Raw genomic sequence first — 16,979 nt, forward strand, 5'->3', positions numbered from 1 at the left:
ATCCGTCGGCGGGAGGCCGACGGATCCCCTCCAACGGTCAGGGACCGAAGTACAGCCGGACGGCGGTGCCCTCGGGACCGGTGGCGACCGCGGCGTCGTCGGCGAGGCTCCAGGCCAGCCACATGCCCTGCGGGCCCTCCTCCGGGTCCGGCGGCACGTACCCGAGCGTCGCGTCGGCCAGCCCCGGCCCGGCGTCGGCGACCTCGACGACGAAGACGTCGCCGTCCAGCCAGGTCGCGAGCTCCGCGAACGGGGCGACCGCCAGCGCGTTGAGCACCAGCTCGTGGCCGGCCAGGACGACGTCGCCGACCAGCGCCCGCCGGTCGTCGGGCACCGCCGCGCACAGCAGCCGGCGCGCCTCCCACGGGGTGGTCAGGGTGTGCACGGTGGCGCCGGCCGGGCGGTCGCCCCACGCCGGCTGCGCCGAGCGCAGGAAGCGCTCCGGCTCCTCGTACGCCGGATCGGCCACCGGCCCTCCCTCGCCCCAGGTCAGCGGGTGGGTGCGGGCCACGTCGGCGAGCACCGCCTCGGGCAGCCGGCGCCGGTCGTGCAGGCACAGGCTGTAGTAGGGCATCGCGTCGTAGCAGCGGTTGGCCACGGCCTCGAAGCGGCTCCACTCCCGGCCGTCCTCGCGGGCCAGCCACACCGGCTCGGCGGCCAGCCGCCAGCGCGGCGCCGCCGACCGCAGGGCGCGCAGGTCGCGGTCGTAGGCCTGCAGGGTGCGGTGCCCGCCCTGCCACCAGGTCTCCGCGGCGGCGAAGACCTCGAGCCGCGACAGGTCGGTCCCCAGGTGCGCGGCGAGCAGGCTGCGGACCCGCTCGCCGGCCACGACCAGCACCGGCTCCCCGCGGGAGAAGCCCTCCAGCACGAAGGGCACGACGCGGCGCACGAGCTCGGTGTCCGTCCCGAAGACGAACCCCTCGTGGGCCAGCCGCGTGCCGTCCCACCCGCCGGTCGGCCGGACGAGCGTCACGCCGGCTCCGCCGGGCCGGCGGACAGGCCGAACAGCGCCAGGCACCGGGCCGCCGACCGGCGTGCCCCCACCAGCCGCAGCCGCACGCCGCGCGCGGCCAGCCGCCGCGCCACCCCGGCGATGGCGCGGGCCCCGGCGACGTCCAGGAACTCCAGGTCGGCGAGGTCCAGCTCGACCTCCCCGCGGGCGTCGGCGACGACGTCGGCCAGGGCGCGGGCCACGTCGGCGGCCACGCTGACGTCGACCTCGCCGTGCAGGGACAGGCGGGCGCCGCGGCCGGACAGGTGCGCCAGCGGGTACCGGCCGCCGTGGTGCTGGCCCGGGTGCAGGACGGCGAGCGGGCCGACGACGTCGTCGCCGAGGGCGGCGTCGTAGAGGCACAGCGCTGTCATGGGGAGGCTCTCCATGAGTTCGTCGGCGAGCTGCTCGTAGGCGTGCAACCGCCGGCGGGCCTCGGGCCCGCCGCGGGCGAGCGGGGTGACGTCGGCGGCGACCCGCAGCCCGGTCCGGCCGCGGGCGAGCGCCGCCCGGGTCTCGGTGCGGTAGCTCTCCACCTGCGCGGCCGGCTCCAGCCCGGCGGCCGGGGTGTAGGCGTCGGCGGTCGTCCGCAGCTCGAGCTGCCCGCCGGCCAGCAGGGCGTCCCGGTCGGGGAGGCCGGCCACGGCCCGGTCGACGTCGTCGCGCGACTCCCCCACCACGAGCAGGTGCTCGCCCAGGCGCCGCCCCTCCTCGAGGTAGGGCAGCACCGCGGCGGCCAGCTCGTCGGCGCCGGCGTAGCTCCAGCAGAGGTGGTCCCCCGGTCGCAGACCGGTGGGCGTCCCGAGCCGCCGGGGGGCCGTCACCCCCGCGACGCTACTCCGGGCGCGGCCGCGCGGGGAGGGATCCGGCCGGAGCCGGTTCCGGTGCGGCCGCCCGGGCACCGGTCGCCGGCCGCAGCGCGGCCCGCCAGCCGTACGCGCCGGTCGCGGCCACGGCGGCCAGCAGGACGACGTACGCCCACAGCCAGGGGTCGGCCGGGTCGAGCTGGGACCGGTACCGGACCAGCACGAGCAGCTCGAAGACGCCGAAGGCCGTGTAGGTCACGGCCGCCACGAGCAGCTCGCCGAGGTCCCGCTGCCGGATCGCCAGCGCCGCGGCGATCCCGAAGGCGACCAGCCAGGCCCCGGTCACCATGGCGCTGAGCGGGGTGATCTCCCAGGGCCAGAAGCCGGCGATCCGCTCCACCACGTGGTGGACCGTCAGGCCGCTGAACAGCAGCACCGCACCGGCCGCGACCAGGACGGCGCCCTGCACGGCGAGCAGCACGGCCACCCCCCTCGGCATGGGCCGGCGCAGCTCGGGCAGCTCGGTGCGGCGGGCGTCCTGCCGGAGGACGACGGCGACCCCGGCCACCGGGACGACGACGTAGACGCCCAGCCACAGCCAGGCGGAGAACCGGGCGAGCGCGCCGCCGTCGGTCAGGTGCAGGCGGTGCGCGTGGATCAGCGAGGCGATCAGGACCAGCGCCGTGTACGCGGTCACCGTGACGACCGGTACCCGGACGTCGCACCAGCGGTCCCGCCGCAGCGACAGCAGCGACAGCACCAGGCCCGCCGCGAACCCGGCGCCGAGGAAGGACGCGGTCAGCTCCGACCCGATGCTCCAGGCGAAGTCCTCCCGGGCCCGGCCCGGGAAGAGCAGGAGCGGGACGACGGCGAGGGCGGTGAGGCCCGCGAAGGCGGACAGCAGCCACCGCGTGCCGGCCAGCAGCCGCTCGCCGGGCTCCGGCCCGGCGGGAGGGGGGAGGGCCATGCGCGGTACCGCCGCTCGTGCTCGGTACGGGTCGGGACGATCCGGCGCCGCGGCTCGGCGACCACTGGGCCGCAGCGCCCCCGAGGCTCCTCCTCGGCTCCCGGGCGGACAAGGGGGCATCGGACGCCGGCCACCGGCCGCGGGTTCACCCGCCGAGCACCAGGTAGCCGGCCGCGAGCAGCCCGAGCAGCGTCGCGAGGCCGGCCAGCAGGGCGGCGGGCCGGCCGGGCCCCGGCACCCCGGCGGCCGCCTCGCCGGCCAGGGAGCGCGCCGCCGCTTCGCCGCGCCGCCGCGCGGTGCGGAACAGCAGCGCGGCCAGCAGGCCGCCGGCCGCCACCAGTGCCCAGGAGCCCGGGCCGGAGCCGGGGGCGAGCAGGCGCGCGGCGACGGCCGCGCCGGCGGCGACGCCGAGGGCCGTGCGCCGCCACGCCAGCGCCGTCCGCTCGGCCTGGGCGCCGGAGTCGGGCGTCACCCGAGCGCGAGGCCGACGAGGAGCAGCGCCGCCGCGAGCGTCGTCCCCAGGGCGACGACCGGGCCGAGCACCGAGGCCGGCAACGGCCGGGCCAGGCGCGCCGCGCGCTCGACCGCCGCCCACCGGCTCCAGGCCAGGGCCGGGGCGAGCGTCCCGAGCACCACCAGGACCAGCGCCGCGGCCAGGCGCAGCCCGCCGGCGACCGGCACGTCGAGGGCCTCCAGCGCCACGCCGCCGGCGGTGAGGGCCAGGCCGGTGCGCACCCACGCCAGGAACGTGCGCTCGTTGGCGAGGCTCACGCGGGCGTCCGGCTCCGACCCCACCGCGTACACCGACCGCGGGAACCGCCGTTCGGACCCGCCCGGTGCCACCGCGTCATCGTGCCGCACCCCGCGGGGGCCTCGCCGTTCCCGTCCATGGCAGACGCCGCCGCGGCGGGCGATGCTTCCGACGCCAGCCGCCGAGACCGCCAGCCTCTCCCCGGTCCCGACGCGTCGACCGCGTCCGCTCCGGGCAGCCGACAGGAGCCCCCGTGTCCGATGCGCACGTCCCCTCCCGGGTCCCCGTCCTGATCGCCGGCGGCGGACCCAGCGGGCTCGCCGCCGCCATCGAGCTGGGCCGCCGCGGCGTCGAGGTGCTCGTCGTCGAGCCGCGCGCCACGCTCGACCCGCTGCGCCCGCGGGCCAAGACCACCAGCGTCCGCACCATGGAGCACCTGCGCCGCTGGGGGCTCGCCGACCGGCTGCGCGCCCGCGCCCCGCTGCCGGTCGCCCACGCCCAGGACGTCGTCTTCGTGACCGGGCTCTTCGGCTCCGAGATCACCCGCTTCCCCGAGGCCTTCGGCCTGTGGACGTCGCCACGCCCGATCGCCGCCGAGTCCGGGCAGCAGGCCCCGCAGCCCGAGGTCGAGCAGGTGCTGCGCGAGGCCGCCGCCGCGCTGCCGACGGTCACCCTGCGGATCGGCTGGCGCGTCACCGGGATCGCCGACGGCCCGGACGAGGTCCGCGCCACGACCCAGGGCCCGGACGGCCGGGAGACCGAGGTGGTCGCCGGCTACCTGCTCGGCGCCGACGGCAGCGCCGGCCTCTCCCGGCGCGCGATCGGCGCCCGCTACGAGGGCTCCTCGGGAGCGCTGCCGAACCTCAGCGTCACCTTCCGCTCCCGCGCGCTCGAGGAGCGGCCGCTGTGCGCCCTCGGCGTGCACTACTGGGTCATCGGCACCGAGCGCGGCGGCCTGATGGGCCGGCTCGACCTCGACGGCACGTGGTGGTCGATCGTGCAGGGCGTCGACACCGTCGCCGAGGACGCCGACCCGGTCGCGCTGGTCCGAGCGATGGTCGGCCCGGATGGCCACGGCGGGGAGATCGACGTCGAGGTGCTGGCCACCGACCCCTGGCAGGCCCGGATGCTCCTGGTCGACCGCTACCGCGGCGAGCGGGTCTTCCTCGTCGGCGACGCCGCCCACCTCAACCCGCCGTGGGGCGGGCACGGGTTCAACACCTGCGTCGGCGACGCGGTCAACATCGGCTGGAAGCTCGCCGCCGTCCTGCAGTGGTGGGCACCGGAGTCGCTGCTGGACAGCTACGAGCCCGAGCGCCGGCCGGTGGCGCAGCGGACCATCGACGCCGCCGGCAGCCAGGAGGCGTTCCTCGCCCCGGCCTTCGTCGGCCGGGACCTCGACGACGACGGCGTCACCGGCCGGGAGCTGCGCGCCGCGCTCGCCGACGCGCTGCGGGTCAAGGACCCGGAGTTCCACAGCCTCGGGCTGGTGCTCGGCTACGACTACCCGGACTCGCCCGTCGTCGTCCCCGACGGCCGGCCGGTGCCGGAGCCGACCCTGGCCACCTTCACCCCGTCGGCGCACCCGGGCGCCCGGCTGCCGCACGCCTGGCTGGGCGACGGCGACTCCCTCTACGACCACCTCGGCGAGGGCCTCACCCTGCTCCGGCCGGACCCGGCCGGGGACCCCGGGGAGCTCCCCGAGGTGGCCGCCCGGCGGGGCGTCCCGCTGACCGTCCTCGATCTCGCCGACCCGGAGCTGCGCGACCTGCTCGGCGCCGGCCTCGTCCTCGTCCGGCCCGACCAGCACGTCGCCTGGCGCGGGCACGTCGTCGAGGACCCGGCCGGGCTGCTCGACCGCGTGCTCGGCGCCGCCCTCCCCGCCGCCGCGACCCCCTGACCACCACGGCGGCCGGACCGGCGGGCGCCCCGGCTCAGCGGGCGTGGGCGGCGAGCACGAGGTCGAGCCGGTCGGCGGGGACGCCGCGGCCGTCGTCGGGCCGGGGCCAGTGCACGGCGAGCTCGCCGATCCCCGCCTCGGCCAGCCGGCCCAGGGTGTCGGCGTACCGCTCGGCGCTCTCGAACGGCCACGACGCCTCGATGCCGAGCAGCGCGACCCGGTGCAGCGCCGCCGGCTCCCGGCCCTCCTCGGCCAGGACGTCGGTCAGCCGCCGGCTCTGCGCGGCGATCGCGGCGAGCCACTCCCCGGCCGGCACCTCCGCGCCGAACGGGCCGTAGGTGACCCACCCCGAGCCGTACCGGGCGGCCAGCCGGAGGGCGCGCGGCCCCGACGCGGCGACGGTGAACGGCACGCGCGGCCGCTGCACGCAGCCGGGGAGCTGGTGGGCGTCGACGGCCGCGTACTCCCCGGCCACCGCCGTGGTGACCGGCTGGGTGAGCAGCCGGTCGAGCAGGTCGAGCCAGTCGGCGAACCGCGTCGTCCGCTCGGCCCGGCTGCGCGGCGGCTCCCCGAGCACGTGCGAGTCCGGCCCCTCGGTGCCCACCCCGGCGCCCAGCTCCAGCCGGCCGCCGGAGAGCTGGTCGAGGGTCATGAGCTCCTTGGCGAACGGCACGGGGTGGCGGAAGTTCGGCGAGGCGACGAGCGTGCCCAGCCGCACCCGCTCGGTGGCGACGGCGGCCGCGGCCAGCAGCGGGACCGCGCCGTACCAGGGGTTGCGCCGCAGCAGCGGCCAGCTCAGGTGGTCATAGGTCCACACCGTCCGCACGCCGGCGGCCTCGGCCGCGCGGACGTCGTCCAGGAACGTGGACACCGGGTGCCGGTCGGGCAGGACGACGGCGGAGAGGGGGAGGCTCACCGGCCGAGTATCGGTCCTGGAGCCGACAGCACCCGCACGAGAGGCGGATCACCTCGCACCGACCATTGGGGCACCAACCGTTGGCGTACCGTCGGAGGCGTGGACCCCTCCCCGGACGCCGACGGCGGCGCGCTGCTCGACGACCCCCTCGCCCTCGAGCGGCAGGTGTGCTTCGCCCTGTCGGTCGCCGCGCGCACCGTCGTCTCGGTCTACCGGCCGTGGCTGGAGCCGATGGGCCTCACCCACCCCCAGTACCTGGTGATGCTGGCGCTGTGGCAGCACGGCCCCCTCGCCCTCAAGGACCTCAGGCGGCTGCTGCAGCTGGACCCCGGCACCCTCTCCCCCCTGGTCAAGCGGCTGGAGGCGGCCGGTCACGTGCGCCGCGACCGCGACGCCCGCGACGAGCGGAACCTGGCCATCGCGCTCACCGACGCCGGGCTGGCGCTGCGGGAGCGGGCCGAGCGGATCCCGGCCGGCATCGTCGCCCACCTGGGCCTGCCGGTCGAGGAGCTGCTGGCGCTGCAGCAGGCGCTCACCCGCGTCAACGCCGCCGCCCAGGGCGCGCTGACCCGCACCCCGCCCGTCGACCAGGAGGTCGCGTCGTGACCCGCCCCGTCCCGGCCCCGCTGCCGACCGAGCCGGTCGTCCGGCCGAACCCGCTGCGCTGGGTGGCCTACGCCCTCGGCACCGGCCTGCCCGCGCGGCACAGCAGCTGGGTGCTGCACGACGTCACCACCGGCACGTGGGTCCTCCGGCACGCCGCGCGGACGCTGGTCCAGCTGGCCGTCCCCGTCGCCCTGATCGTCGTCCTGGTCCCCGGCCCGCTGGGCCTGCGGCTGGGCATGGCGCTGATCGGCGTCATCCTCGGGATGGCCTTCTCGATGGCGTACATGACCGAGACCGTGGAGAACCGGGTGCGCAAGGCCGGCTACCCGATCGGCAGCGCCCAGGCCGGCCGCGACCGGGCCGCCGCCGAGCGCGAGGTCCACGCGTCGCGGCGGCGGCACGAGGCGGCCGCGCGGCGCGCCGCGCGCTATCGCGCCCGCCAGGGTCGCTGAGGCTCAGCCCCGCAGCACCTGCTCGAGGGTGCGCGCGGGGTGCCCGGTGAGGTCGGGGACGGCGGGGCTCACGCCGGCCATCTCACCGGCCGCGATCGCGGTGTAGGTCGACACCCAGGCGTCGACCTGCCAGTCCGGCGCGCCGTAGGAGGCGCGCGAGGCGTACGCCTCCTCGACGGTCTCCGGCACGTAGCCCACGGGGTCGCCGGTCACCCGGGTCAGCACCCGGGCCACCTCGGCGAGGGTCAGCTCCTCCGGGCCGGTCAGGTCGTACGTCGCGCCCGCGTGCGCGGCGGGGTCGCGCAACACCGCCGCGGCGGCGTCGGCGATGTCGTCCTGCGCGACCATGGCGACCCGCCCGTCGCCGGCCGGGCCGCGGATGACGCCGTCGTCCCCGATCAGGTGGACGGCGAAGTCGGCGTACAGGTCGTCGCGCAGGAAGGTGTGTGCCGGGCCGCTGGCCCGGACGTGCTCCTCGGTGGCCCAGTGGTCGCGGGCCAGCGTGAAGGTCGCGTCCGGCGCCGCGCCGTAGAACGAGACGTAGACCAGGTGGCCGACGCCGGCGGCCGCTGCGGCGTCGACGAAGGCCCGATGCCGGTCGACCCGGTCGGGCGTCTCCGACGCCGACACCATCAGCACCGTCTCCACGCCCTCCAGCGCGGTGCGGACGGCGTCTCGGTCGGCGTACTCGGCGCGGACGGCCTCGGCGCCGGGCAGGCCGGGCGCCCGCGCCGGGTCGCGGACCAGCAGCCGCTGCGGCACGCCCGCGTCGGCGAGGCGGCGGGCGATCCGGCCGCCGAGGCGTCCGGTGGAGCCGGTGATCGCGATCGGTGCGGGGGTCATGGGCCGCACAACCCCGGCCGGCCGCACCGGCTTCCCCCGGTCGCCCGGGGTGTTCGCGGGGGCGGCGGCTCAGCCGATCCGGTTCACGAACCCGGCGTCGACCGGCAGGTTGGTGCCGGTGATGTAGCGGCCCTCGTCGGACAGCAGGAAGGCGACGGCGTTGCTGATGTCGGCGGGCTCGATCATGTCCACCGGCAGCGCGTTGCGCAGGTGCACGCCCTTGTCGACCTGGGTGGCGAGGAAGCCCTGCATGGCCTCGTTGGTGGCCATCAGGGTGTTCACGGCCGTGGGGTGGACGACGTTGACCCGGATGTTCTGCGGCGCGAGGTCGTTGGCCAGCCCGCGCATGATCCCGACGACGCCGTGCTTGGCCACGCCGTACGCGCCGCCGCCCATGCCGCGCAGCCCGGCGGTGGAGCCGGTGAGCACGATCGCGCCGCCGCGGCCGCCGGCGACGATGTGCGGGATGGCCACCTGGGTGGTGTTCCAGACGCCGGTGAGGTTGACGCCGATGCCCTCGTCCCAGGCCTGCTGGTCCTCCTCCTCCGTGGTCAGCCGGAACAGGCCGGGGCTGATGCCGGCGTTGGCCACGACGAAGTCCAGCCGGCCGAACTCGGCGACGCCCTCGTCGACGGCGGCCTTGAGCGCCCTGCGGTCCCGGACGTCGGCGACGCGGGCGACGATCCGCCGGTCCAGGCCCTCGACCAGCCGGACGGTCTCGTCGAGGTCCTCCTTCGTCGACATCGGGTAGGCGACCGAGGCGAAGTCGGCGCAGACGTCGACGCCGATGATGTCGGCGCCCTCCTGCGCCAGGCGCAGCGCGTGGCTGCGGCCCTGACCGCGCCCGATGCCGGTGATGAAGGCGACCTTGCCCTCGAGTCGTGCCACGTGGACCTCCATGGGTGGGGCGGGCCGCCGGGCGGCCGCCGTGGGTGCGGGTGGGTCGGACGGCGGGAGCGTCCGGAGTCTGCTGCCCGGGCGCCGCGCGGCGCGAGGCCCCGGCGGACCCGGACCCGGCGCCCGCTCCTGGGGTGTGAGCGGGCGCCGGACGTGGGCGGGGTCAGCCGTCCGTCGGCTGACCGCAGAACGGGTCGGCGCCCTCGACCGGGACGAACGCCTCGCCCTGGAGCGTCAGGTAGAAGGAGCACTGCTCGTCGTAGTCGACCGTCGTCTGCGGGATGGGCCGCGGGTAGAGGCCGTTGGCGTCCCAGGTCTCGTCGCCCTGCAGCGCGGCGATGACCTCCTCCCGCGTGGCGTCGCAGCCCGCCTCCTCCAGGCCGTGCAGGAAGAGGTCGGCGCCGAACCAGCCCTGGCTCTCGTAGAAGCCGGGGATGCCGGACTCGTTGTCCGTGTACTCGGTCAGCGCCCGGCTGAGCTCCTGGGTGGCGGGCGTGTCGAGCTCGACGGGGGTGAACGACGTGCCGAACGTGACCCCCTGCCCGGCCTGGACGGCGGGCTCGGACTGCAGCAGGTCGGCGCCGTACCCGGTCGGCGAGTAGAAGATCTCCACCGGGTAGTCGGCCTGCTTGAGACCGCCCACGATCGCCAGCGACGTGTCGAAGTTCAGCGTGGTGTACACCGCGTCGGCGCCGGACTCGATGATCCCGAGGACGATGGCGCCGACGTCCGTGCTGCCGAACGGCACGCTGTCGTTGACGTAGGCGCGCTCGAGGCCGGCGGCCTCCATCGACTGCAGCCCGTTCTCCAGCCCGGCCTGCGAGCTGGGGCTGTTGACGGCGACCCCGGCGACCCTCGTCGCGCCCTGGCTCTTGAAGAACTCGCCCGCCTGGTCGTAGACGACGGCGTAGTTCGGCACGGGCGCGCTGTTGAACAGGTTGTCGTCGGTGGAGCTCCACTCCTGGGCGCCGTCCCAGGCCCCGCCGAACACCGGGGTCCCGGCGGCCTGCGTCGTCATGTACGGCGACGCGCCGTAGAAGAAGGCGCTGACCGTGATCAGGCCGAACACGTCGTCCTGCTGCACCAGTTTCTGCACCCCCGCCAGGGCGCCCTGCGCGCTCGTGGTGTCGTCGGCCTGGACGATCTCGAAGTCCAGGTCCGCGGCACAGCCCTCGCCCGCGTCCTCGTAGGCGGCGAACCGCGCCTCGGCTCCACGCACGGAGTCCTGCGCCGCGGCGGCGCCGGGCCCGCTCAGCGAGGTCAGCAGACCCACCTGGAGCGTGCCGGACGCACCGGCGCCCGCGCCACCACCGCCTCCGCCACCACCGCCTCCGCCACCGCCCGCCTCCTCGTCGTCACTGCCGCACGCCGACAGCACCAGGGCGACGGCGCAGGCCGCGCCCACCACCGCCATGCCTCTCTTGCGCATGGATCACCGCTCCACTCGGGTCGAAGGCCGGACGCGGACGGGCGCGGGCACCGGGCCGGTGCCGAGCCGCCGCAGGTGCTCGGGACGCCGCCTCCGATCCGGTGGAGGTGGCCGCCTCCGAGCGGCGCCGAAGCTACCCGTGGCGCGCGTCACCATCAAGCCCTCTGACTTAAGCCACGGCATGCTGTCTTTCGGAGTCTTCCCGGCGAAAGGCATCTGACTTACTGTGGCGGCGACTGTGACAGGTGGCACAGGGACGACGACGGAGGGATCCCCGGCAGATGACAGCGACACCCACGATCGACACGGCACCGGCGCTGCTGATCGGCGACGACCGGCTGACCGAGGCGTCGGGCGGCACGTTCGACCACGTCTTCCCGGGCACGGGTCAGGTCAACGCCGTCATCCCGATGGCCGGGGCGGAGGAGGTCGACCGGGCCGTCCGCGACGCCGCGGCCGCGCAGCGCGAGTGGGCGGCCCTGCCCGTCGACCGGCGCCGCGACCTGCTGTTCGCGCTCGCGCGGGCGATCGAGGCCGACACCGAGACCCTCGCCCGCCTGAACGTCCACGACTACGCCGTCCCGATCACCATGGCGCCCGGCCAGGTCGGGCTGCTCGCCCGGTTCTTCGACTACTACGCCGGCTGGGTCGACAAGGTGACCGGCCAGACGGCGCCGGTCATGGGCTCGCACGACGTCAACATGATCACCCGGGAGCCCTACGGGGTCATCGGCGTCATCGTCCCGTGGAACGGCCCGCTCGTCGGCATCGCGATGGCGGTCGCGCCGGCGCTCGCGGCCGGCAACGCCGTCGTCGTCAAGCCGCCGGAGCTCGCCCCGCTGGCCCCGCTGCGGTTCGGCGAGATCTGCCGCGAGGTCGGCCTGCCGCCGGGCCTGGTGAACGTCGTCCCCGGCGGCCCGGAGGCCGGCGATGCCCTCGTGCGCCACCGCGGCATCGGCAAGCTGCACTTCACCGGCAGCGGCGCCACGGCCAAGAAGATCGCGGTCGCGGCGGCCGAGACGCTCAAGCCGCTGTCGTTCGAGCTCGGCGGCAAGTCGGCCAACGTGGTCTTCGCCGACGCCGACCTCGACCGCGCGGTGATGATCGCCGCCTTCATGGGCCCGGTCACCCAGTCCGGCCAGAGCTGCGCCTGCGGCAGCCGGATCCTGGTCGAGCGGAGCATCTACCCGGAGTTCCAGGAACGGCTGGTCGCCGCGGTGTCGCACGTGCCGATCGGCGACCCCTTCGACCCGACGACGATCATGGGGCCGGTCGTCAGTGCGACCGCCGCCGACCGCATCACCGGGACGATCGACGAGGCGGTCCGCTCGGGCACCGGTCGCCTGCTGACCGGCGGCAGGCGCCTGGGCGGCGCACTCGCCGACGGCTACTACATCGAGCCGACGGTGTTCGCCGACGTCCCGAACAGCAGCCCGCTCGCCCGGATCGAGACCTTCGGGCCGGTGGTCTCGGTGATGCCGTTCGACAGCGAGGACGAGGCGGTGGCGATCGCCAACGACTCGGACTTCGGCCTGGTGGCCTACGCGCACACGTCCGACTTCGAGCGCGCCCACCGGGTGGCCCGGCGACTGGAGTCCGGCTCGGTGTGGATCAACGCCTTCAGCGACATCCAGCCGAGCGGCCCCTACGGCGGCTACAAGGAGAGCGGCTACGGCCGGCTCGGCGGCGTCGAGGGCCTGCACGAGTTCTCCCAGGTGAAGAACACCCGCATCACGATGGGCGGCTGACCGCCGGGGGGGGGGGGGGGGGGGGGGGGGGCGGGGGGCGCGGCGCCCCCCCCCCCCCCCCTCCTCACACGCCCAGCGGCCAGCTCACACCGGTGGCGGCGACGTCCTCCAGCGCGGCGAGGCTCCGCTCCGACGCCGGCGCCTGCAGGAAGCCCACGAGGCCGTCGACGAGCGCCTCCAGCTCGAGCGCGAAGGGCAGCACCGGGGCGCCGGCGGCCCGGGCGCGCTCGCGGTCGGCGGCGGTGTGGACGACGAGGCTCGACGCCCGGGACACCCGGTGGCCGCGCAGCGCCTCGGGCAGGTGGGGCAGCAACGACCGCAGGCGGTCGAAGTACGCCCGGGAGTTGCCGGCGTACGGCTCGGGCAGCGGCTCGAACACGTCGGACCGCCCGTACTGGTGCAACACCGCGATGAAGCCGGCGTAGTGGCTGTCCTCCAGCTCGCTCTGCTCCAGCAGCGCCCGGGCCTGGCACTCCACCCATGCCCGCAGGTCGCCCTCGGGCGCCTGCTCGATCAGCAGGGCCCGCCGGGCGTGCAGCCGGGGCAGCCGGTACTCGAAGATCGCCCGGACCAGCTGGTCCTTGGACCCGAAGTGGTACTGGACGGCGGAGTTGTTCGCGTTGCCGGCCGCCACGCCGATCTGGCGCAGGGAGACGCCGTCGAGCCCGTGCTGGGCGAACAGCCGCTCCCCGACCCGCACCAGCTGCTCCTGCGTCGACACCGCCACGCCCGTCATGGGACGGATCGAACCATGCTGGACAGCATCAAGACAGCTGCCTTAGATTGCAGAACAGTCATCGGCATCACACCGCAGAGGCAGGCACCCATGACGCTCACGACCCACGACGTGTACCGCGAGGTCATGACGGTCGACCCGCCCACGGGCGCCGACCGCGACGAGCAGGCACGGCTGGACCGGCTGTTCGGCGACCTCTGGGCGGCGCCGGGCCTCAGCCGCCGGGAGCGGCGCTGGGTCACGCTCGTGTGCGTCGGCTTCGACACCGACCAGCGGGCCATGGACGAGCACTTCTACGCCGCGATGAACAGCGGCGACATGACGCTCGAGGAGATGCTCGAGTTCGTCCTGCACTTCGCCGTCTACTGCGGCTGGCCCAAGGCCTCCCGCGTGGAGATGACGATCAAGGAGCAGTGGACCCGCATCCGGCAGGAGCGCGGCGAGGAGGTCACCGAGTGGCCCGAGATCGCCAACGAGACCCTCGGTGAGAACGACTGGGAGAAGCGCCTCCAGCGCGGCGAGGAGGAGTTCCGCGACGTCAACCTGGTGAACGCCCCCGCCCGCAACACCCCCTACCAGCAGGCGGGCATCCTGAACTTCGTCTTCGGCCACCTCTGGATGCGTCCGGGCCTGAGCCGCCGCGACCGGCGCTTCATCACGGTCGCCTGCGTCGGCGTCTCCGAGGCCCCGATGCCGATCCTCAGCCACGTCGGCTCCGCGCAGCACTCCGGCGACGTCAGCCGGGCGGAGATGGACGAGATCGTCCGGCAGTTCACCGCCTACGCGCCCGAGCACAAGAGCGCGGCTCTGGCGAAGGCGGTCGAGGACGACGTCCTCGGCCAGATGCTCGCCGGCCACTGACCCCTCCCCACCCCGACCCCACCACCGGCGCGGCACGCCGCCGCCCGGAGAGGAGCACCTCCCATGCCCGGACTCGAGGGCCGCGTCGCCTTCATCACCGGAGCCGCCCGCGGCCAGGGGCGCGCGCACGCCGTCCGCCTGGCCCGCGAGGGCTGCGACGTCATCGCCGTCGACATCTGCGCCGACATCCCGACGATGACCTACCCCAACGCCAGTGAGGCCGACCTGGCCGAGACCGTCCGCCTGGTGGAGAAGGAGGACCGGCGGATCGTCGCCCGCACGGCCGACGTCCGCGACTACGCCGGCCTGAAGGCGGCCTTCGACGAGGGCCTCGCCGAGTTCGGCAGGGTCGACATCGTCGTCGCCAACGCCGGCATCATCCGGCTCGGGGACGAGGAGGACCTCCTCGCCGAGTGGAACGACGTCATCGACACCAACCTGACCGGCGTCTACCACACCATCCGGGCCGCACTACCGGCGATGCGCGAGGCCGGCCGGGGCGGCTCGATCGTGATCACCAGCTCCACCGCGGGGCTGCGGTCCTCCCCCGCCGACCAGGCCAGCGGCCTGGCCTACATGGCCTCCAAGCGCGGCCTCGTCGGGCTGGCGCAGTCGCTGGCCGGCCACCTCGCGCCCGAGTGGATCCGCGTGAACACGATCCACCCCACGGGCGTGATGAGCGGCATGACCATGAACGAGGCGATGGCGAGGCAGTTCGAGCAGGCGGCGGCCAGCGGCGACAACATGATCGCCGGCATGCAGAACGCGCTGCCGATCGAGATGCTCCAGCCCGAGGACATCGCCAACGCCGTGGCCTTCCTCGTCTCCGACGAGGCGAAGTTCATCACCGGCATCGCGTGGCCACTCGACGCCGGGTTCACCGTCCGATGACCGCGGCGGGCACGGGAGCGACCGGCCGGGTCGCCGGCAAGCGGGTCCTGGTCACCGGGGCCGCCCGCGGCATGGGCCGCAGCCACGCCGTGCGGCTGGCGGAGGAGGGCGCGGACGTCGTCCTCGTCGACGTGTGCGGCCCGGTGCCCGGGCTGGAGTACCCGCTGAGCACGGAGGACGACCTCGCCGAGACCGCGCGGCTCGTCGGCGAGCTCGGCCGCCGGGCCGTCTCGCGGGTGGCCGACGTCCGGGACGCCGCCGCGCTGACGGCGGCCGTCGACGAGGGGGCCGCGGAGCTCGGCGGCCTCGACGCCGCGGTCGCCAACGCCGGCGTCATCACCGCCGGGACCTGGGACACCACCACCGCGGAGGACTGGCGCCTCGTGCTGGACGTCAACCTCGTCGGCGCCTGGAACACCTGCGCCGCCGCGATCCCGCACCTCATCGCCGCCGGCGGCGGCAGCCTGGTGAACATCAGCTCGGCGGCCGGCATCAAGGGCAGCCCGCTGACGACGCCGTACACGGCGTCCAAGCACGGGATCGTCGGCATGAGCCTCGCGCTGGCCAACGAGCTCGCCGTGCACGGCATCCGGGTCAACACGGTGCACCCCACCGGGGTGGCGACCGGCATGGCGCCCATGTCGCTGTTCGGGCTGCTCAGCGAGACCCGGGCGGACCTCGGCGCGATCTACGAGAACGCGCTGCCGGTGCCGATGGTCGAGGCGCGGGACATCAGCAACGCCGTGCTCCACCTGGTCTCCGACGACGCCCGCTACGTGACCGGGACGCAGCTGAAGGTGGACGCCGGGGTCACCATCCGCTGAGTACGGCTGCCCGCTGAGTACGGCTGCCGAGGGTGATGGCATGGGTCCTCCTGGCCGCGCGAGCCTGGCTGCTTCGGGCGGGAGACTCTCCGACGATGACGCCTGCTGGCACGGGCGGTCGAGGAGGAGCGGGACGGCATGGACGGCGTGGGACTGCTCGAGACCGCGATGGAGAGCGCCGCTCAGCTCCCGGCGGTGACGCACGAGCACCCGTTCGGGCCCGAGTGGGAGGTGTTCAAGGTCGTCGGCAAGGTGTTCCTGCTCGCGACCGAGATGCCCGGCGAACCGGTCGTGACCCTGAAGTGCGAGCCCGAGCACAGCAAGGCGCTGCAGCAGCAGTACGAGGAACTCGTCCCCGGCTACCACATGAACAAGCGACACTGGCTGACCATCCGCGTCGGTGAGGCAGTGACGCGGGAGCTCGTCGATGAGCTGGTGCGCAACTCGTACGAGCTGGTCGTGGAGGGGCTCCCCAGGGCGAAGCGCCCTGCGAGGCAGTCGCACGGCGAGCCGTCAGGTGCCTGAGCGGACCGGATGGACCGACCCATCACCCTCGTTCGCCGTACTCACCATCCGCTGACGCCGGCGACGACGCCCCGGTGCGAGGGATCGCGCCGGGGGCGTCGCCGTCCGGGCGGACCGGCTACCGGACGGGCGGGGCGGCGAGGGCGGCCAGCGCGTCGCGCAGCTCCGCGACGGCGGCCGGCCGCAGCACGTAGGACAGGGTCCGGCCGCGCCGGCGCACGTCGATGAGGCCGGCGGTCAGCAGGATCCGCGCGTGGTAGACCACCGCCGGCTTGGCCAGCGACAGCGCCGAGCGGACCTCCGCCACGCCGGTCTCGCCGCGCGTCGCCAGCAGCTCCAGCAGCCGGTGGCGGACGGGGTGCGCCAGCGCGCTCAGGGCGAGCGCGACCGGAGCGGGACCTGGTGTGAGCCCACGCTGCCAGACGGCGACGTCCACCCAGGCCTCCCGTGGCATTGGTCCAGTCCAGCTTCTCCACTGTAAGACAGATGACTTTGTGGACCAAGCGCCACTCGCCGGCGACCGCCGGACTGTACGAAGACCAGCGTCAGCCGTCAGAAGTCGTGCGCCTCGTCGTAGGAGGCGTCGCCGCGCCGGTCGTGCTCGGCGTGGGGCGGCGCGGTCGTCGCCGGGCGTTCGGGCCGGCGCGGCGGGGGCGGCGACGCCGGGACGTCGTGCGCCAGGTCGTAGCCGTAGTCGCCCGGGGGGTCCTCGTCCGGTCGTGTCATGGTCGCTCCTCGCCGTCGCGGCGGACACCGACGGGGTCGATCGTGCTCGCGCGCGGGCGAGCGCCACAAGCGTGAGCGGAGTCGCTCGAGCGCGGAAACCGCGCTCGAGC

The 16,979-nt window shown here is 75.4% G+C and carries 20 protein-coding genes; 8 read left to right on the forward strand and 12 right to left on the reverse strand.

What is annotated here, in order from left to right; translation table 11 throughout:
* Positions 1-37: 37 nt before the first annotated feature.
* From ACI79F_RS20280 to ACI79F_RS20300, 5 genes are all read right to left on the reverse strand, one after another.
* Positions 38-973, reverse strand: a complete 936-nt coding sequence (locus ACI79F_RS20280; RefSeq protein ID WP_456547158.1) for an anti-sigma factor RsbA family regulatory protein — start codon at positions 971-973, stop codon at positions 38-40.
* Positions 970-1,815: an MEDS domain-containing protein gene (locus tag ACI79F_RS20285; RefSeq protein ID WP_456547157.1), complete on the reverse strand. Its 846-nt coding sequence runs from the start codon at positions 1,813-1,815 to the stop codon at positions 970-972. Before ACI79F_RS20285 ends, ACI79F_RS20280 begins: the two co-directional genes overlap by 4 nt.
* A 10-nt stretch (positions 1,816-1,825) precedes the next feature.
* Entirely contained in the window at positions 1,826-2,764 is a 939-nt protein-coding gene (locus tag ACI79F_RS20290) for a hypothetical protein (RefSeq protein ID WP_456547156.1), read from the reverse strand.
* Positions 2,765-2,909: 145 nt separating this feature from the next.
* Entirely contained in the window at positions 2,910-3,236 is a 327-nt protein-coding gene (locus ACI79F_RS20295; RefSeq protein ID WP_456547155.1) for a DUF202 domain-containing protein, read from the reverse strand.
* Entirely contained in the window at positions 3,233-3,535 is a 303-nt protein-coding gene (locus ACI79F_RS20300) for a YidH family protein (RefSeq protein ID WP_456547154.1), read from the reverse strand. The genes ACI79F_RS20295 and ACI79F_RS20300 overlap by 4 nt, the downstream gene beginning before the upstream one ends.
* Before the next feature lie 233 nt (positions 3,536-3,768).
* On the opposite strand from ACI79F_RS20300, the gene ACI79F_RS20305 reads away from it, so the two are divergent.
* Positions 3,769-5,415 carry an FAD-dependent monooxygenase gene (locus ACI79F_RS20305; RefSeq protein WP_456547153.1) on the forward strand — a complete coding sequence of 549 codons (1,647 nt, stop codon included), beginning with the start codon at positions 3,769-3,771 and terminating at the stop codon, positions 5,413-5,415.
* A gap of 34 nt (positions 5,416-5,449) precedes the next feature.
* On the opposite strand, the gene ACI79F_RS20310 is transcribed toward ACI79F_RS20305, so the two are convergent.
* A complete protein-coding gene (locus ACI79F_RS20310) occupies positions 5,450-6,331 on the reverse strand; it encodes an LLM class flavin-dependent oxidoreductase (protein WP_456547152.1) in 882 nt (293 codons plus the stop codon).
* A gap of 99 nt (positions 6,332-6,430) precedes the next feature.
* Between ACI79F_RS20310 and ACI79F_RS20315 the strand changes: the two genes are divergently transcribed.
* Both ACI79F_RS20315 and ACI79F_RS20320 read left to right on the forward strand, forming a co-directional pair.
* Positions 6,431-6,937, forward strand: a complete 507-nt coding sequence (locus ACI79F_RS20315) for a MarR family winged helix-turn-helix transcriptional regulator (RefSeq protein WP_456547151.1) — start codon at positions 6,431-6,433, stop codon at positions 6,935-6,937.
* Entirely contained in the window at positions 6,934-7,389 is a 456-nt protein-coding gene (locus ACI79F_RS20320) for a DUF5313 family protein (protein ID WP_456547150.1), read from the forward strand. Before ACI79F_RS20315 ends, ACI79F_RS20320 begins: the two co-directional genes overlap by 4 nt.
* Positions 7,390-7,392: 3 nt before the next feature.
* Here ACI79F_RS20320 and ACI79F_RS20325 read toward each other — a convergent pair whose 3' ends face one another.
* The 3 genes from ACI79F_RS20325 to ACI79F_RS20335 all read right to left on the reverse strand — a co-directional run bounded on the left by ACI79F_RS20325 (position 7,393) and on the right by ACI79F_RS20335 (position 10,558).
* A complete protein-coding gene (locus ACI79F_RS20325; RefSeq protein WP_456547149.1) occupies positions 7,393-8,232 on the reverse strand; it encodes an SDR family oxidoreductase in 840 nt (279 codons plus the stop codon).
* A gap of 69 nt (positions 8,233-8,301) precedes the next feature.
* Positions 8,302-9,120 carry a mycofactocin-coupled SDR family oxidoreductase gene (locus ACI79F_RS20330; RefSeq protein WP_456547148.1) on the reverse strand — a complete coding sequence of 273 codons (819 nt, stop codon included), beginning with the start codon at positions 9,118-9,120 and terminating at the stop codon, positions 8,302-8,304.
* A gap of 172 nt (positions 9,121-9,292) precedes the next feature.
* Positions 9,293-10,558 (reverse strand): ABC transporter substrate-binding protein, encoded by a 1,266-nt coding sequence (locus ACI79F_RS20335; RefSeq protein ID WP_456547147.1) that lies wholly within the window; start codon positions 10,556-10,558, stop codon positions 9,293-9,295.
* A gap of 281 nt (positions 10,559-10,839) precedes the next feature.
* Between ACI79F_RS20335 and ACI79F_RS20340 the strand changes: the two genes are divergently transcribed.
* The gene (locus ACI79F_RS20340) at positions 10,840-12,306 is read left to right on the forward strand and encodes an aldehyde dehydrogenase family protein (protein ID WP_456547146.1); all 1,467 of its coding nucleotides are present in this window, start codon (positions 10,840-10,842) and stop codon (positions 12,304-12,306) included.
* A 64-nt stretch (positions 12,307-12,370) separates the two neighbouring features.
* On the opposite strand, the gene ACI79F_RS20345 is transcribed toward ACI79F_RS20340, so the two are convergent.
* Positions 12,371-13,033: a TetR/AcrR family transcriptional regulator gene (locus ACI79F_RS20345; protein ID WP_456547707.1), complete on the reverse strand. Its 663-nt coding sequence runs from the start codon at positions 13,031-13,033 to the stop codon at positions 12,371-12,373.
* Positions 13,034-13,132: 99 nt separating this feature from the next.
* On the opposite strand from ACI79F_RS20345, the gene ACI79F_RS20350 reads away from it, so the two are divergent.
* The 4 genes from ACI79F_RS20350 (at position 13,133) to ACI79F_RS20365 (ending at position 16,143) form a co-directional block, all read left to right on the forward strand.
* The gene (locus ACI79F_RS20350) at positions 13,133-13,903 is read left to right on the forward strand and encodes a carboxymuconolactone decarboxylase family protein (RefSeq protein WP_456547706.1); all 771 of its coding nucleotides are present in this window, start codon (positions 13,133-13,135) and stop codon (positions 13,901-13,903) included.
* A gap of 63 nt (positions 13,904-13,966) precedes the next feature.
* Entirely contained in the window at positions 13,967-14,794 is an 828-nt protein-coding gene (locus ACI79F_RS20355; RefSeq protein WP_456547705.1) for a mycofactocin-coupled SDR family oxidoreductase, read from the forward strand.
* Positions 14,791-15,618: a mycofactocin-coupled SDR family oxidoreductase gene (locus tag ACI79F_RS20360; protein ID WP_456547704.1), complete on the forward strand. Its 828-nt coding sequence runs from the start codon at positions 14,791-14,793 to the stop codon at positions 15,616-15,618. The genes ACI79F_RS20355 and ACI79F_RS20360 overlap by 4 nt, the downstream gene beginning before the upstream one ends.
* Before the next feature lie 138 nt (positions 15,619-15,756).
* Positions 15,757-16,143: an MmcQ/YjbR family DNA-binding protein gene (locus ACI79F_RS20365; RefSeq protein ID WP_456547703.1), complete on the forward strand. Its 387-nt coding sequence runs from the start codon at positions 15,757-15,759 to the stop codon at positions 16,141-16,143.
* A gap of 118 nt (positions 16,144-16,261) precedes the next feature.
* Here ACI79F_RS20365 and ACI79F_RS20370 read toward each other — a convergent pair whose 3' ends face one another.
* Entirely contained in the window at positions 16,262-16,597 is a 336-nt protein-coding gene (locus ACI79F_RS20370) for an ArsR/SmtB family transcription factor (RefSeq protein ID WP_456547702.1), read from the reverse strand.
* A gap of 98 nt (positions 16,598-16,695) precedes the next feature.
* On the reverse strand, positions 16,696-16,869 hold the full coding sequence (locus tag ACI79F_RS20375) for a hypothetical protein (protein ID WP_456547701.1): 174 nt from the start codon (positions 16,867-16,869) through the stop codon (positions 16,696-16,698).
* Between the last annotated feature and the right edge of the window lie 110 nt (positions 16,870-16,979).

This window comes from Blastococcus sp. SYSU D00868 (assembly GCF_054050575.1).

Bases quoted from the DNA above. Each gene is read 5' to 3' on its own strand.
- ACI79F_RS20290 (WP_456547156.1), bottom strand. From the start codon at position 2,764: ATGGCCCTCCCCCCTCCCGCCGGGCCGGAGCCCGGCGAGCGGCTGCTG.
- ACI79F_RS20325 (WP_456547149.1), bottom strand. From the start codon at position 8,232: ATGACCCCCGCACCGATCGCGATCACCGGCTCCACCGGACGCCTCGGC.
- ACI79F_RS20335 (WP_456547147.1), bottom strand. From the start codon at position 10,558: ATGCGCAAGAGAGGCATGGCGGTGGTGGGCGCGGCCTGCGCCGTCGCC.
- ACI79F_RS20340 (WP_456547146.1), top strand. From the start codon at position 10,840: ATGACAGCGACACCCACGATCGACACGGCACCGGCGCTGCTGATCGGC.
- ACI79F_RS20350 (WP_456547706.1), top strand. From the start codon at position 13,133: ATGACGCTCACGACCCACGACGTGTACCGCGAGGTCATGACGGTCGAC.
- ACI79F_RS20355 (WP_456547705.1), top strand. From the start codon at position 13,967: ATGCCCGGACTCGAGGGCCGCGTCGCCTTCATCACCGGAGCCGCCCGC.
- ACI79F_RS20360 (WP_456547704.1), top strand. From the start codon at position 14,791: ATGACCGCGGCGGGCACGGGAGCGACCGGCCGGGTCGCCGGCAAGCGG.
- ACI79F_RS20365 (WP_456547703.1), top strand. From the start codon at position 15,757: ATGGACGGCGTGGGACTGCTCGAGACCGCGATGGAGAGCGCCGCTCAG.
- ACI79F_RS20370 (WP_456547702.1), bottom strand. From the start codon at position 16,597: ATGCCACGGGAGGCCTGGGTGGACGTCGCCGTCTGGCAGCGTGGGCTC.
- ACI79F_RS20375 (WP_456547701.1), bottom strand. From the start codon at position 16,869: ATGACACGACCGGACGAGGACCCCCCGGGCGACTACGGCTACGACCTG.